Annotated in this window: 13 protein-coding genes, 1 tRNA gene and 1 other RNA gene; 3 read left to right on the top strand and 12 right to left on the bottom strand. The window is 71.6% G+C overall.

Annotation, left to right across the window (positions count from 1 at the left end; genetic code table 11):
* Positions 1-44: 44 nt before the first annotated feature.
* Both HA073_RS23360 and HA073_RS23355 read right to left on the bottom strand, forming a co-directional pair.
* A tRNA-Ala gene (locus HA073_RS23360) sits at positions 45-117 on the bottom strand.
* 90 nt (positions 118-207) lie between these two features.
* Positions 208-798, bottom strand: coding sequence for a YqgE/AlgH family protein (locus tag HA073_RS23355; RefSeq protein WP_043330624.1), 591 nt, complete (start codon positions 796-798; stop codon positions 208-210).
* A gap of 148 nt (positions 799-946) precedes the next feature.
* Between HA073_RS23355 and HA073_RS23350 the strand changes: the two genes are divergently transcribed.
* Both HA073_RS23350 and mdlC read left to right on the top strand, forming a co-directional pair.
* Positions 947-1,747, top strand: coding sequence for an S-methyl-5'-thioadenosine phosphorylase (locus tag HA073_RS23350; RefSeq protein ID WP_043326365.1), 801 nt, complete (start codon positions 947-949; stop codon positions 1,745-1,747).
* Positions 1,748-1,856: 109 nt separating this feature from the next.
* Positions 1,857-3,449, top strand: coding sequence for a benzoylformate decarboxylase (gene mdlC, locus HA073_RS23345; RefSeq protein WP_166457278.1), 1,593 nt, complete (start codon positions 1,857-1,859; stop codon positions 3,447-3,449).
* Positions 3,450-3,452: 3 nt separating this feature from the next.
* Here mdlC and HA073_RS23340 read toward each other — a convergent pair whose 3' ends face one another.
* From HA073_RS23340 to pruA, 9 genes are all read right to left on the bottom strand, one after another.
* Entirely contained in the window at positions 3,453-4,397 is a 945-nt protein-coding gene (locus tag HA073_RS23340; protein ID WP_166457277.1) for a hypothetical protein, read from the bottom strand.
* A gap of 41 nt (positions 4,398-4,438) precedes the next feature.
* On the bottom strand, positions 4,439-4,861 hold the full coding sequence (locus tag HA073_RS23335; protein WP_166457276.1) for a hypothetical protein: 423 nt from the start codon (positions 4,859-4,861) through the stop codon (positions 4,439-4,441).
* A gap of 175 nt (positions 4,862-5,036) precedes the next feature.
* Positions 5,037-5,412, bottom strand: a transfer-messenger RNA (tmRNA) gene (gene ssrA, locus HA073_RS23330).
* A gap of 103 nt (positions 5,413-5,515) precedes the next feature.
* Complete coding sequence (smpB, locus tag HA073_RS23325; RefSeq protein WP_030501421.1) at positions 5,516-5,995, bottom strand: SsrA-binding protein SmpB; 480 nt, start codon at positions 5,993-5,995, stop codon at positions 5,516-5,518.
* A gap of 131 nt (positions 5,996-6,126) precedes the next feature.
* Positions 6,127-7,002: a permease-like cell division protein FtsX gene (gene ftsX, locus HA073_RS23320; RefSeq protein ID WP_030501420.1), complete on the bottom strand. Its 876-nt coding sequence runs from the start codon at positions 7,000-7,002 to the stop codon at positions 6,127-6,129.
* Positions 7,003-7,067: 65 nt separating this feature from the next.
* On the bottom strand, positions 7,068-7,748 hold the full coding sequence (gene ftsE, locus HA073_RS23315) for a cell division ATP-binding protein FtsE (RefSeq protein WP_013284225.1): 681 nt from the start codon (positions 7,746-7,748) through the stop codon (positions 7,068-7,070).
* A 118-nt stretch (positions 7,749-7,866) separates the two neighbouring features.
* On the bottom strand, positions 7,867-8,988 hold the full coding sequence (gene prfB, locus HA073_RS23310) for a peptide chain release factor 2 (protein WP_043326373.1): 1,122 nt from the start codon (positions 8,986-8,988) through the stop codon (positions 7,867-7,869).
* A 45-nt stretch (positions 8,989-9,033) separates the two neighbouring features.
* Complete coding sequence (locus HA073_RS23305) at positions 9,034-9,549, bottom strand: PadR family transcriptional regulator (protein ID WP_043326375.1); 516 nt, start codon at positions 9,547-9,549, stop codon at positions 9,034-9,036.
* 134 nt (positions 9,550-9,683) lie between these two features.
* Positions 9,684-11,312: an L-glutamate gamma-semialdehyde dehydrogenase gene (gene pruA / locus HA073_RS23300; protein ID WP_166457275.1), complete on the bottom strand. Its 1,629-nt coding sequence runs from the start codon at positions 11,310-11,312 to the stop codon at positions 9,684-9,686.
* 567 nt (positions 11,313-11,879) lie between these two features.
* Between pruA and HA073_RS23295 the strand changes: the two genes are divergently transcribed.
* A complete protein-coding gene (locus tag HA073_RS23295; RefSeq protein ID WP_166457274.1) occupies positions 11,880-12,998 on the top strand; it encodes a hypothetical protein in 1,119 nt (372 codons plus the stop codon).
* Positions 12,999-13,007: 9 nt separating this feature from the next.
* Here HA073_RS23295 and HA073_RS23290 read toward each other — a convergent pair whose 3' ends face one another.
* A complete protein-coding gene (locus tag HA073_RS23290) occupies positions 13,008-13,517 on the bottom strand; it encodes a DUF6912 family protein (RefSeq protein ID WP_043326377.1) in 510 nt (169 codons plus the stop codon).
* Positions 13,518-13,638 lie beyond the last annotated feature (121 nt).

Raw genomic sequence — 13,638 nt, 5'->3', positions numbered from 1 at the left:
CGAGGGCATTTTAAAGCCACCGGTTCGCACAACGGTGCGGTCGGTGGAGCCGAGGGGACTCGAACCCCTGACCCCCACACTGCCAGTGTGGTGCGCTACCAGCTGCGCCACGGCCCCTTGCGTTCGCACCCGGTCGCCCGGGCACGGGAAGAACTATACACACGCCGCCCCGCATGGTCATCTCGCGGGGGTCCCCCACCGAGGGGGTCAGTTCAGCGCCACGTCCGGCGGGAAGTGGGCCACCGCCGCCATCATGCCGCCCTGCCGGCGCAGCACCATCGGCCAGAGATCATCCGGCCGGTCGACGAAGGCGTCACCGGGCAGCGCGTCGAGCACGAACCAGGAGCCCTCCTCGATCTCGCGCTCGACCTGTCCGGCGCCCCAGCCGGAGTAGCCGGCGAACACCCGGATCCCGCCGACCGCCTCGCGCAGCTTCTCCGGGTCGACCGAGAGGTCGATGGTGCCGACCGCGCCGGAGACGCGGTGGAAGCCCTTGACCGGCCGGACGGGGTGCCGCATCCGGGCCAGGCAGATGGCGGAGTCGGGCTGCACCGGGCCACCCTCGAACAGCACGGCCGGGTCGCGGGCCAGGTCGCTCCAGTCGCCGAGCACGTCGGCCACCGAGACCTCGGTGGCGCGGTTCAGCACCACCCCGAGGGCGCCGCCGGGTTCGTGGGCGACGAGCAGCACGACCGTACGGTCGAAGTTCGGATCCTTGAGCCCTGGTGTCGCGACCAGCAGTCGTCCGGTCATCGACTCCATGGCTCGGCCACCGATCGCCTGCCCCTCACTCTGCATGTCCGACACCCGTCAGCCGTGCGCCCGTACGGGCCCGAGGCCGTCGACCGTCCATCCTGTCAACGCCATGTCACGCACCATAGCCTGCGTCCGGCCCGCTGGTTAAGGTCTGACGGCGGGTGATCACGACGGATCGAGGGAGGGTCGGATGGCGGCGCAGGCCGAACTGGCGGTGATCGGCGGGTCGGGTCTCTACGCCCTGCTCGACGGGGTGGAGCACGTGGTGGACACCCCGTACGGCGAGCCGTCGGGCCCGATCACCGTCGCCGAGGTGGGCGGTCGCCGGGTGGCGTTCCTGCCCCGCCACGGGCGTGATCACCGCTACCCGCCGCACCTGATCCCCTACCGGGCGAACCTGTGGGCGCTGCGGTCGCTGGGCGTACGCCAGGTGCTGGCACCCTGCGCGGTGGGCGGCCTGCGGCCGGAGCTGGGTCCGGGCACGTTCGTGGTGCCGGACCAGTTGATCGACCGCACCAGCGGGCGCGTGCAGACGTACTACGACCGGGGCGCGGTGCACGTGTCGTTCGCCGATCCGTACTGCCCGGCGGGGCGGCGCACGCTGCTGGACACGGCGGCCGGGCGGGGCGTGCCGGCGGTGGACGGCGGGACCGTCGTGGTGGTCGAGGGTCCGCGCTTCTCGACCCGGGCGGAGTCGCGCTGGTTCGCCTCGATGGGCGGCACGATCGTCAACATGACCGGCCACCCGGAGGCGGTGCTGGCCCGTGAGCTGGCACTCTGCTACACGTCGATCGCGCTGGTCACGGACCTGGACGCGGGCGTCGAGGCGGGCGAGTCGGTCACCCACGAGGAGGTGTTCCGGGTCTTCGCGGAGAACACCGACCGGCTGCGCGGGCTGCTGCTGGACGCCGTGGCGGCGCTGCCCGCCGAGCGGGAGTGCGGGTGCGGGCACGCGCTGGACGGGATCAAGCTGCCGTTCCCGCTGCCCTGAGCGCGGGAAGCGCCCGAAAAGTCGGCCTCGGCCCGATAGATTCGGCTGGTCGGGGGACCGGGCACCGGGCCGTCTCCGGCATCCGCGTGGAGGACGGAGGCAGCCGGCGATGGCGACGGTGCGGGAGGCGACCTACGACCTGCTGCGCGCGCTCGGGCTGACCACGGTCTTCGGCAACCCGGGCTCGACCGAGGAGCCGTTCCTGCAGGAGTTCCCGGCCGACTTCCACTACGTGCACGCGCTGCAGGAGGCGTCGGCGGTCGCGATGGCCGACGGCTACGCCCAGGGCACCGGCCGGCCCGCGCACGTCAACCTGCACACCGCGCCGGGCACCGGCAACGGCATGGGCAACCTGGTCACCGCCTGGCACAACCGGACGCCGCTGATCGTCAGCGCCGGCCAGCAGACCCGCGAGATGCTGCTGATCGAGCCGCGCCTGGCCAGCCCCCGGGCGGTCGAGCTGGCCCAGCCGTACGTCAAGTGGGCCCACGAGCCGGCCCGCGCGCAGGACATCCCGGCGGCCTTCATGCGGGCGTACGCCTCGGCGGTGCAGCCACCGGCCGGGCCGGTCTTCCTCTCTGTGCCGATGGACGACTGGGACCGCCCGGCCGACCCGCCGCCGCAGGTGCGTACCGTCGCCACCCGGATCGCGCCGGACCCGGACCGGCTGCGGAGCTTCGCCGACGCGCTGGCCGCCGCCCGTGCCCCGGCGCTGGTGCTCGGCGCGGCGGTGGACCGGTCGGACGCCTGGCCGGACGCGGTGGCGCTGGCCGAGCGTCTGGCCGCCCCGGTCTGGGCCGCCCCGGCCCCGGAGCGGGCCGTGTTCCCCGAGCGGCATCCGCACTTCCGGGGCGTGCTGCCGTACGCGATCGGGCCGCTGTCGGAGGCGTTGCGCGGCCACGACGTGGTGCTGGTGGTGGGTGCGCCGGTGTTCCGCTACTACCCGCACGTGCCGGGCGACTACCTGCCCGGCGACGCGCGGCTGCTGCACGTCACAGACGACCCGGACGAGGCGGCCCGCGCCCCGGTCGGGGACAGCCTGCTCGGCGACGCCCGCCTGACCATGGCCGCGCTGTGCGAGCGGCTGCCGGCGACCGACCGTCCCGCGCCGTCACCGCGCCCGCAGCCGGCCCCGCCGGAGCAGGCTGACCCGCCCAGCGCCGACGCGTTGTTCGCCGCGCTCGCCGCCGCGTGGCCGGCGGACGGGGTGCTGGTGCAGGAGTCGCCGTCCAACCTGGCCGCGCTGCGCCGCCGGCTGCCGATCGAGCGGCCGCGCTCGTACCTGACGATGGCCAGCGGCGGGCTCGGCTTCGGGCTGCCGGCGGCGGTCGGCATGGCGCTCGCCGAACGCGACACCGGGCGCGGCCGCCCGGTGGTCGCGGTGGTCGGCGACGGCTCGTTCCACTACTCGGTCCAGGCGTTGTGGACGGCGGCGCGGCTGCGCCTGCCGCTCGCCGTCGTGGTTCCGGTGAACCAGCAGTACGCGATCCTGAAGGCGTTCGCCGAGCTGAAGCACACCCCTGGTGTGCCCGCGCTGGACCTGCCCGGGCTGGACGTGACGGCGGTGGCGCACGGCTACGGCTGCGCCGGTGCGGTGACCACGCTGGACGGGCTCGGCACCGCGCTCGCCGCCGCGTCGGCCGCGGACCGGCCGACGGTGCTGCCGGTGCCGATCAGCACCGACGTGCCACGGATCCTCTGAGACTCAGCCGGGCTGGACGATCAGCGGGGCGCCGCTGGCGGCGTCCAGCACGGCCCGGCCGCCGAGCGGCGCGTCGAGCGTGACGCTGACCGGCTTCAGCACGAGCTGCGCGGTGCAGACGCCGGTGGAGGCGATCACGGCGCCGCCGATCACCACCACGTCCGGCCGTTCCAGCACGAGCGGGGTGGGCGGGCCGTCGCAGGCGCCGACGCCGAGCACGTAGTCGATCCGGTTGCCCTCGACCGCCCGCAACTGCTGAGCGGACACCAGGCCGGCCGGGAGCGGCCGGGTGGGCACCGCGCCGCCGGGCGCCCGGCCGGTCACGCGCGGCGCGACGGCGATCCGGGCCACGGGTACGGCCAGCTCGTCCACGGTGAACAGCCAGGCGGGCACGTCGGCGCGGCCCCGGCTGGTCCACACCGGCGCGCTGCCCAGCCGTACCTCGGTCACTGTGAGCGGGACGCACGGCGTCGGCGCCGAGGTCGACACCGGGTCGTTCGGGCCGGGCCGTCCGGTCGGTGCCGGGTCCGGCGCGGCCGGGCGCCCGTCGCACGGCGGCGGGTCGCCCTGGCGGAGCTGGGCGTACGCGTCGGCGGCGCTGACCAGCGGCACCCGCAGCGTGCCGTCGGGGAACCGGATCGTGCCGTCCTTCGGCACGGCGGCCGGGATCGGGGTCTGGTCCCGGTACCAGCCCGCTCCGAACGCCACCTTCGTCTCGTCGGTGAAGCCCGGGTCGCCGGTGAGCACAGTGGCGTCCTGGAGCGGCACGTACCCGTCGCGCCAGCCCGGCCCGGGACGCCAGCCCGCGGCGACTTCCTCGGCCCGCTCGGTGAACGCGGGCCGCTGGTCCGGACCGGTGGGCGGCGTCCGGACGGGAGCGGCGCCGGGCGTGGCGCAGGCGGAGAGGGTCAGCAACGAGATCCCGAGCAGGGCGAGCACGCGACGCATACCGGTTGGACGCCGGCCCGTCCCGGCCGGTTCCCCCGGGCTCAGTCCTCGCCGCCGAGGTCGGCCTGGTACGCCTCCCAGAGCAGGTCGGCACCGTGGCGGCGGTGCCGGTCGAGCGCGCGCAGCAGGTCCACGGTGCGGGCCCGCACCTGGGCGGCGGACGCCCCGGGCAGCCGGACCGTGTGCTGGAGCGCGGCCAGCGCCACCAGGATCGCGGCGTGCTCGGCGACCAGCAGGCGTACGCCCCGGTGCAGCCGCGGCGCGGCGCGCACCAGGTCGGCGTAGTGGCCTCCCGGCCCTTCGGTGACGCGGACGTGTTCGGTGAAGCCCCGCCGGACCGGGTCGAGGTCGGTGAGCAGGCGCTCCCGCCAGCGCGGGCCGCCGGTGGCCCGGGCGAGGGCGCGCAGGTCACCGGGAGCGGTGGGGAGCACGGAGATCGGCTGCTGGATCGGACTGGTGACCATGGGACACCTCCCGCTGCTGGGCGAACCCGTATGGCGATGGTGGACCCGGTACGCGGCGCTGTCCAGCGCTGCAACGCGTCTCATCTGCCGCATTGGCACCATCTGCCCCGGCAGGCTCAGAGGCCTCAGACGACTGTGCGCCCCGGTCCTCGTGGACCGGGGCGCACAGGCCGTGTGGTGGAGGTGCCGGGAATCGAACCCGGGTCCTTCGCCGGTTTGTCAGGGCTTCTCCGAGCGCAGCTCGCTGTGCCTCTACTCGGCCCCACCGCTCACGCGAGCAAGTTGGTGTGACGGGCCCAGTCGCTGATTGATCTCGCCGCACGGACCCCGCGACCGGGTCCGATTGGCCAGCCTTCTAGCTGATGCCGGCTAACTGGGTCGAAGGCGCTCCCAGGCCGACAGACTTGCTACTCGCCTCAGGCGGCGAGAGCGAAGTCAGCGCGATTGTTCTTGGCGCTTATTGGTTTCCGACGACCGATTCTCGAGACGACGTCGGCTTCCTCGGCTCGCTTCCCCTGTCGCTGCGTACGAAGTCGAAACCAGTCACCCCCTCGAAGCGCTGCCCCTGTCGGCAGCACACCAAGCGTAACGCCTGGCGCAACCGGATTCATCCCGAGGCCCGCCCGACGTGGGCAGCCGGACGAACCGGACGTATCACTCAGCCATGCCCTTGCCGCGCCGGCCGACCGCCCGGGCGATCTCCTTGGCGGCGTCCCGCTTGGCCAGGTCCTGGCGCTTGTCGTACGACTTCTTACCCCGGGCCAGGCCGATCTCCACCTTGGCCCAGCCGTCGGAGAAGTAGACCTGCAACGGCACCAGCGTCAGGCCGCTCTCCTTGAGCTTGCCCAGCAGCCGGTCGATCTCGATCCGGTTGAGCAGCAGCTTGCGGGTACGCCGGGGCTCGTGGTTGGTCCAGGTGCCCTGGGCGTACTCCGGGATGTGCATGGCGTGCAGGTAGATCTCGCCGTCACGCTCCTGGGCGAACGCGTCGACGAGCGACGCCCGCCCGGCCCGCAGCGACTTCACCTCGGTGCCGGTCAGCGCCATGCCCGCCTCGTACGTGTCGAGGATGGCGTAGTCGTGGCGCGCCTTCTTGTTGGAGGCGACCACCTTGCGACCCTTTTCCCGTGGCATCGGCGCCACCTCCCTCCCGGTCCGTCGCCGGCCACCGGCCGGCGAGCGAAGATCATGCTACCGGAACCACAAGGGCCCTCCCGCGCGGTTTATTCCGCGCGGGAGGGCCCTTGCCGGAGCCGGACGGGTGACTAGACCCGCAGGTAGAAGCGGAGCGTGACCCAGGCGGTGACCGCGCTGACCACGCCACCGACGGCGGCCATCAGCGGGAAGGTCAGGAAGATGTCGGACCAGGAGATCGGGGTGATCAGACCCTCCAGGGCCGCCATCGAACTGCCGGCCGCGAGCACCTTCACCGCGATCAACGCCAGCAGACCGAGGATGGAGCCGAACAGACCGGCCACCACCGCCTCCAGCACGAACGGCGCCTGGATGAACCAGTTCGACGCGCCGACCAGCTTCATGACCGCCACTTCACGCCGCTTGCTGTACGCGGCCACCTGGATGGTGTTCGCGACGAGCAGCAGGGCGGCGACGGCCATCACCATAGCGATCGCGAGCGCGCCGTTCTGGAAGCCGCTGAGCACGCCGAAGACCTTGTCGAGCAGCTTGCTCTGGTCGACGATCGTGTCGATGCCCTCGGCGGTCTTGTACTTGTCGTAGATCGCCTTGTACTGCTCGGGGTCGTTGAGCTTCACCCGGTACGACTCGGGAAGCTGGTCCGGCTTGACCGCGCTGACCAGGTCCGGGGCGTCGGCGTACATCTGCTGGAAGCGCTCGTACGCCTGGTCCTTGTTGACGTACGTCGAGTCCTTGACCAGCGGGTCCTGGTCGAGCTGCTGACCCAGCGCGTCGACCTGTTCCTTGGTGGCGTCGGTCTTCAGGAAGATCGAGACCTCGACGTTCTCGTAGTAGAGGTCCTTCATGTCGCCGACCTTCTGGTACAGAAGGCCGCTGCCGCCCAACATGAACAGCGACACCGCCATTGTGATGATCATGGCGATGGTCATGGTGACGTTGCGCCACAGCCCGACCAGCACTTCGGACAGGACGTACTTCATCCGCATCGGGATATTCCTCCGGCTCTCCGGCGTGAGGGTTCGTCGTCAGGGTCTACGGAACGTCGTACGGCTCAGCCGTAGACGCCGCGGGCCTGGTCGCGCACGATGCGGCCGCTCTCGATCTCGATCACCCGGCGCCGCATCTGGTTCACGATGTTGGAGTCGTGCGTGACCATCACGACGGTCGTGCCGGTGCGGTTGATCCGGTCCAGCAGGCGCATGATCTCGATCGAGGTGTCCGGGTCCAGGTTTCCGGTGGGCTCGTCGGCCAGCAGGATCAGCGGCCGGTTGACGAACGCCCGGGCCACCGCCACACGCTGCTGCTCACCACCGGAGAGCTCGTGCGGGTAGCGGTGCTCCTTGCCACCGAGACCGACCAGCTCCAGCACCTCCGGCACGACCCGGCGGGCGACCGCCTTCGTCTTACCGATCACCTCCAGCGCGAACGCCACGTTCTCGTACGCGGTGCGGTTCGGCAGCAGCCGGAAGTCCTGGAAGACGCAGCCGATGGAACGCCGGAAGTGTGGTCGCTTCCAGGAACGCATCGACGTCACGTCCTTGCCGTTGACGACGACGCGACCCTTGTTGGGCGTGACCTCGTGCAGCAGCAACTTGATGATGGTGGACTTGCCGGAGCCGGATGGACCGATGAAGAAGACGAACTCGCCCTTCTCGATCGAGACGGACACGTTGTCGAGCGAAGGCCGGGACGCCTTCGGGTACGTCTTCGTCACTTGCTCAAGCTGAATCACGGGTCGGTAGTCTACGCGGTGTAACCGCAGAGCCAAGCCCCCAGGCCCGCCGAAGCGGTGCGCGTCATCGATTTACCCGGTCAGAACGGGATCGATGACGCGCTCAGTCCGAACGTGATCACGCACCGTCAGCGCTGAGCTGCTGCTGCTTCCGCCAGCGGATTCCCGCCTCGATGAAGCTGTCCAGGTCACCGTCGAAGACCGAGGACGGATTGCCCGTCTCCTGTTCGGTACGCAGATCCTTCACCATCTGATACGGGTGCAGGACGTACGAGCGCATCTGGTCGCCCCAGGAGCTGGTGCCGCCGCTCTTCAGGCCGGCCATCTTCTCCTCCTCCTCCTGCCGCTTGCGCTCCAGCAGCCGGGCCTGGAGCACCCGCATCGCGGAGGCCTTGTTCTGCAGCTGGGACTTCTCGTTCTGGCAGGTCACCACGATGCCGGTGGGGATGTGGGTCAGCCGCACCGCCGAGTCGGTGGTGTTGACGCTCTGCCCACCCGGCCCGGACGACCGGTAGACGTCCACCCGGACCTCGTTCTCCGGGATGTCGATGTGGTCGGTCTGCTCGGTGACCGGCAGCACCTCGACGCCGGCGAAGCTGGTCTGCCGGCGGCCCTGGTTGTCGAACGGGCTGATCCGCACCAGCCGGTGCGTGCCGGACTCCACGCTGAGCGTGCCGTAGGCGTACGGCACCTTCACCGTGAAGGTGGCCGACTTGAGGCCCGCCTCCTCGGCGTACGAGGTCTCGTAGACCTCGGTCGGGTAGCCGTGCCGCTCGGCCCAGCGCAGGTACATCCGCAGCAGCATCTCGGCGAAGTCCGCGGCGTCCACGCCGCCGGCCCCGGCCCGGATCGCCACCAGCGCCTCCCGCGAGTCGTACTCGCCGGAGAGCAGCGTGCGGACCTCCATCTCCTGGATGGCCTTGGTCAGCCCGGCGATCTCCGACTCGACCTCGGTCAGCGCGCCCGGGTCGTCCTCCGCCTGGGCCAGCTCCAGCAGCACCCCGGCGTCGTCGAGCCGGGAGCGCAGGTCGCCGAGCTTGGTGATCTCGCCGTTGACGTACGACAGCTGCGACGTCACCTGCTGCGCCTTGGCCTGGTCGTCCCAGAGGTCGGGCGCGGAGGCCTCCTGCTCCAGCCGTGCCTTCTGCTCGCGCAGCTTGTCGAGGTCGAGCACGGCCTCGATGTTGCGCAGCGTGGCGTCGAGTTCCTTGAGCTGTTCGGCGTAATCGGCAGCGGTCACGACAGACAAGACTACTGCGTCGTTCCCTCAACCTGCTGCAGGTGGTCAGCCGACCGGCGCGGTCTTGAGCCAGGACAGCGCCGCCTTGTGGTAGGCGACGGCGAACTCCAGCGCGCTGGCGTCGTAGCTCTCGCCTTCCTTCTTGGCGTTCTTGACCTGCTCCCGCACCGCCGCCAGCGCCTCGGTGTGGTACTCGTTCGCCGTCGCGTAGAGGTTCTTGAGCTGGCTCGCCGAGTGCAGGTTGCCGAACGCCATCCGTAGCGCTATCGGGTTACGGATGGTGTCCTTGCCGGGATTCTCCGCCAGCCAGCGGGAGAATGTCCGTTTACCGGCAGCTGTCAGCGCGTACGGCTGACTCATGCGCGGCCCGGGCTTGCCGAGACGCACCAGACCCTTCTCGGCCAGGACCGGTAGCTCCCGGTAGACCTGACTGCGGGTCATCGACCAGTACGGCGCCAGCCGGCGCTCAGCCGCGGCCATCAACTGGCCGCCAGTCATCGGGCCGTCGTGCAGCAGGCCGAGCAAAGCTGCCGCCGTCGGGTTGACTCCGGAATCCGCCATGCCCTCTAAGCTGCCACTTTGTCGGCTCTGGCGTCCAGGATTTGCCTATTTCGGCACCCGCGGACCGGTCCGATGTGCACTGTCGGATGAGGAAGAGGGCCCGTCCCGGCCGGGACGGGCCCTCTTCGAGCGTCTCAGCCCATGTGCGGGTAGGTGTGATCGGTCGGCGGAACGAACGTCTCCTTGATCGTCCGAGGCGACATCCAGCGGACCAGGTTGTGCCAGGAACCCGCCTTGTCGTTGGTGCCGCTGGCCCGGGCGCCGCCGAACGGCTGCTGCCCGACCACCGCGCCGGTCGGCTTGTCGTTGATGTAGAAGTTGCCGGCCGCGTACCGCATCTTCTCCGCCACCTGGTCGACCACCCGGCGGTCGGTCGCGAAGATCGACCCGGTCAGCGCGTACGGCGCGATCGACTCGGCCTGGGTGACCACCTCGTCGAAGCGGGCGTCGTCGAAGACGTGCACGCCGAGGATCGGCCCGAAGTACTCGGTGGTGAACGTCTCGTGCGCCGCGTCGGAGCACTCGAACAGCGTCGGCCGGACGAAGTAGCCGACCGAGTCGTCGGCGGTGCCGCCGGCCAGGACGCGGCAGGAGTCGTCACCCTTGATCAGCTCCAGCGCGGCGGTGTGCCGGCCGAACGCCTTGTCGTCGATCACCGCGCCGCCGAAGTTGCTGAAGTCGGTCACGTCGCCGTAGGTCAGCGAGTCCGCCGTGGCGGCGAGCCGGTCGCGCAGCCCGCCCTCCCAGATCGACCGCGGGACGTATGCGCGGGAGGCAGCCGAGCACTTCTGCCCCTGGTACTCGTAGGCGCCCCGGATCAGCGCGGTGTGCAGCGCGTCCACGTCGGCGCTGGTGTGCGCGACCACGAAGTCCTTGCCGCCGGTCTCGCCGACCAGGCGGGGGTAACCGCGGTAGCGGGCGATGTTGTCGCCGACGGTCTTCCACAGGTGCTGGAACACCTTGGTCGAGCCGGTGAAGTGGATGCCGGCCAGGTCCGGGTCGGCGAGCACCACCTCGGAGACCTCCTCGCCGCGGCCGGTGACCATGTTGATCACGCCGGGCGGCAGGCCGGCGGCCTCGAACAGGCGCATGGTGAAGTGCGCCGCGAACTGCTGCGTCGGGGACGGCTTCCAGACCACCGTGTTGCCGAGCATGGCCGGCGCGGACGGCAGGTTGCCGGCGATCGCGGTGAAGTTGAACGGGGTGATCGCGTAGACGAAGCCCTCCAGCGGCCGGTGGTCGAGGCGGTTCCAGACCCCGGGCGAGGACAGCGGCTGCTCGGCCAGGAGCCGCCGGGCGAAGTGCACGTTGAAGCGCAGGAAGTCGATCAGCTCGCACGCCGAGTCGATCTCGGCCTGCACGGCGGTCTTGGACTGGCCGAGCATGGTGGCCGCGTTGAGCGTGTCCCGCCAGGGGCCGGCAAGCAGGTCGGCGGCGCGCAGGAAGATCGCGGCCCGCTCCTCGAACGGCAGCGCGCGCCACATCGGCGCGGCGTCCTTGGCGGCCTGCACCGCGGCGCGGGCGTCGTCGTGGGTGGCGTGCCCGGTGACGCCGAGAACGTGCGCGTGCTTGTGCGGCTGCACCACGTCGATCGACGCGCCGCCGGCCATCCGCCGCTCGCCGGCGATCGTCATGGGCAGCTCGATCCGCTCGGCGGCCAGTTCGGCCAGCCGCCGCTGGAGCCGTTCCCGGTCGGCGCTGCCGGGCTCGTAGGAGTGGACCGGCTCGTTGAGCGGCTCGGGTACGGAGAACACGGCGTCCATCAACAGGCTCCTGGCGATCTCGACGGCGACGGCGAAACCGGACCCGCGGGCGCCGGCCGGGCGGCCGGACACCGGGGCGCCGCGGGGTGGGCGGCGGCGGGACCTGGCCCGATTCTGTCACGACAAGCCCTCGCCGGACGCGCCTCCCTGGCACACCGGACGGCCGGTTCATCTCCGGACCGTCGGCCCCAACCCACCCGGATCCGACGAAACATCGGATCGCGCCCCCAGTTCGTCGACGATTCGTCGGCGCTTACTCGACCTTTGATCCAGCCCACCTCGGGGTGGCGGTGTTCCGGGCCTCCGGGCGGCACCTCCCCGAGCTGGAGTCGACCAACGGCATCACACGGCCCGCCCGGCTGGCGGTTATCGGCCATTGATCCACTCCACCTCGGGGAAATGGCGGTATCCGGGCCCTCGGGATGCCACCACATCGCCGTACTGCAGTCGATCAACGCGCACACGGCACACGGCCCGCCCGAGGAGTGGTGATGCGCCGCGTACGCTGGATGACCGGTGACCTGCCCGGCCCGGCCCGGGGATCCGGCGACCGTCGAAGGGAAGACGATGAGCAACCAGCCCGGCAGCTCCACGGCCGCGGAGACGGATCAGCCCGAGACCGTCGGGCCGACCACGGGCGACGGGGCCACCGTCGAGACGTCCTCCGTCAAGGCGTCCTCCGGAGAGGCACCGTTGGCCGAGGCACCGGCGAGCGAGGCTCGGACGGCCGAGGACGCAGCCGGACACGCGCGTGCGGACGAGGGGACTGTCACCGGCGGCCGGCCGGAGTTCGCCCCGGGCGCGCTCGTACTCGCCCTGCTCTCGCTCGGATGGCTGGCCGCCATGCTCTGGTCGACCCGCGAGGCGATCCACTCGACCGCGGCCGGCGTCACCGCGATCAGCCTCTCCGCGTACGCGCTGCCCGGCGTCATCACCGCGGCGCTGGTCACCGGCGCCACCGTCGCCCTGGCCGCGACCAACCGGCTCGGCCGGGCCACGCTGCGGTTCCTGGCCGCCGTCGGGACCGGCCTGGTGGTCGGGCTGCTCGCCGCGGTGGCGATCAACCTGACGTACGCCGACAACGCCACCACGAACACGATCGCCGGGACCACGGCGGCAGCCGCGATCATCGGCGGCGCGATGGCGGGCGCGCGTCAGGCCCGGGTGGTGGGTGCGATCACCGCTGCGACGCTCACCGCGCAGATCTTCGTGGTGCTGTTCAGCCGCGCCCGGGACCCGCTGTCCGACCTGTTCGGCGCCGGGGAGACCCAGCAGTCGGTGCTCGACGCCGCCAAGTGGGTCTCGCGTACCGAATCGCTGCTCGCCGGCCTGCTCGCCGGCCTCGCCGCGTACCTCTATCTGACCTGGTCCCGTCGCCGGGCGGAGCGCCGCGACGGCGTGGCGTCGCCGCTGCGCTGGCCGGCGTACCTGGTGGCCGGCGCGGGCGCGGGCCTGCTCCTGCTGCTCACCGAGGTGATCATCCGGATCGGCGGCCGCGGGCTGCTCGACCTGGCCGCCGCGCTCAGCGAGGCCGACGAGGTGGCGCAGACCGCGCTCGGCACCTCGCGGGTGGACAACGGGATCTGGGTGCTCTTCGTGGGCGCGCTGACCACGCTCATCGTGTTCGGCCGCACGCTCGGCCCCCGCCCGGTCGAGGACGAGACGGACGAGCCGGCGGCGTCCTGAGCCGCCGGCTCAGCCGGCCTCGCGCAGCAGCAGGTCCAGCTCGGTCACGTCGTACCACTCCAGTTCGTGGTCCTCGGCGCCGTCGACGGTGAACTGGGCGTCGGGGTCCCCGGCCTGGGCCTCGGCCACCACCTCGACGGCAGCGGCCACGTCCTCGACCGCCTCCGCGCCGTCGACGTGCAGCGCGGCGACCGACTTCACCGGCACCGGTCCGGCCGGCCGGACCACGCTGGACCCCAACTCGCCGCCGACCCGTCCGACCGCCCGGGCGGGCAGGTCGGCCGAGACGACAACCCGTCGCCGGGGCGCGGCGGGGTCGCTCCGGAGCAGGAACAGCGCGTCCTGGGCGGCCCGGGTGAAGGCCACGTACTCCAGTTCCTCCTCGTCGCCCTCGGCGTACCACTCGCGCAGTTCCGGGGTGACCGCGTGCGCCGCCTCGGCGGTCAGCCCCTCCTCGCGCAGCCGGGCGAGCATGGGTACGGTCGCCGGCAGGTACACCCGGACAAGCTCGTCGGTCACCGGTCACTCCCGCATTCAGGCCACTCACCGGCGGACGCCGGCTCCGGGCGCCGATCATGCCGTACGCCAGGACCGTCATACACCCGGCATCCGCGCGGGTGAAGTCTCCCGCCGGTGTGTC

The organism is Micromonospora sp. CMU55-4 (genome assembly GCF_011602315.1).
Lineage (GTDB): Bacteria > Actinomycetota > Actinomycetes > Mycobacteriales > Micromonosporaceae > Micromonospora > Micromonospora chalcea.
The sequence above is the reverse complement of the archived record's forward strand: the minus strand, read 5'-3'. Positions and strand labels throughout refer to the sequence as shown.

Bases quoted from the DNA above. Each gene is read 5' to 3' on its own strand.
- HA073_RS23355 (WP_043330624.1), bottom strand. From the start codon at position 798: ATGCAGAGTGAGGGGCAGGCGATCGGTGGCCGAGCCATGGAGTCGATG.
- HA073_RS23350 (WP_043326365.1), top strand. From the start codon at position 947: ATGGCGGCGCAGGCCGAACTGGCGGTGATCGGCGGGTCGGGTCTCTAC.
- mdlC (WP_166457278.1), top strand. From the start codon at position 1,857: ATGGCGACGGTGCGGGAGGCGACCTACGACCTGCTGCGCGCGCTCGGG.
- HA073_RS23340 (WP_166457277.1), bottom strand. From the start codon at position 4,397: ATGCGTCGCGTGCTCGCCCTGCTCGGGATCTCGTTGCTGACCCTCTCC.
- HA073_RS23335 (WP_166457276.1), bottom strand. From the start codon at position 4,861: ATGGTCACCAGTCCGATCCAGCAGCCGATCTCCGTGCTCCCCACCGCT.
- smpB (WP_030501421.1), bottom strand. From the start codon at position 5,995: ATGCCACGGGAAAAGGGTCGCAAGGTGGTCGCCTCCAACAAGAAGGCG.
- ftsX (WP_030501420.1), bottom strand. From the start codon at position 7,002: ATGCGGATGAAGTACGTCCTGTCCGAAGTGCTGGTCGGGCTGTGGCGC.
- HA073_RS23305 (WP_043326375.1), bottom strand. From the start codon at position 9,549: ATGGCGGATTCCGGAGTCAACCCGACGGCGGCAGCTTTGCTCGGCCTG.
- pruA (WP_166457275.1), bottom strand. From the start codon at position 11,312: ATGGACGCCGTGTTCTCCGTACCCGAGCCGCTCAACGAGCCGGTCCAC.
- HA073_RS23295 (WP_166457274.1), top strand. From the start codon at position 11,880: ATGAGCAACCAGCCCGGCAGCTCCACGGCCGCGGAGACGGATCAGCCC.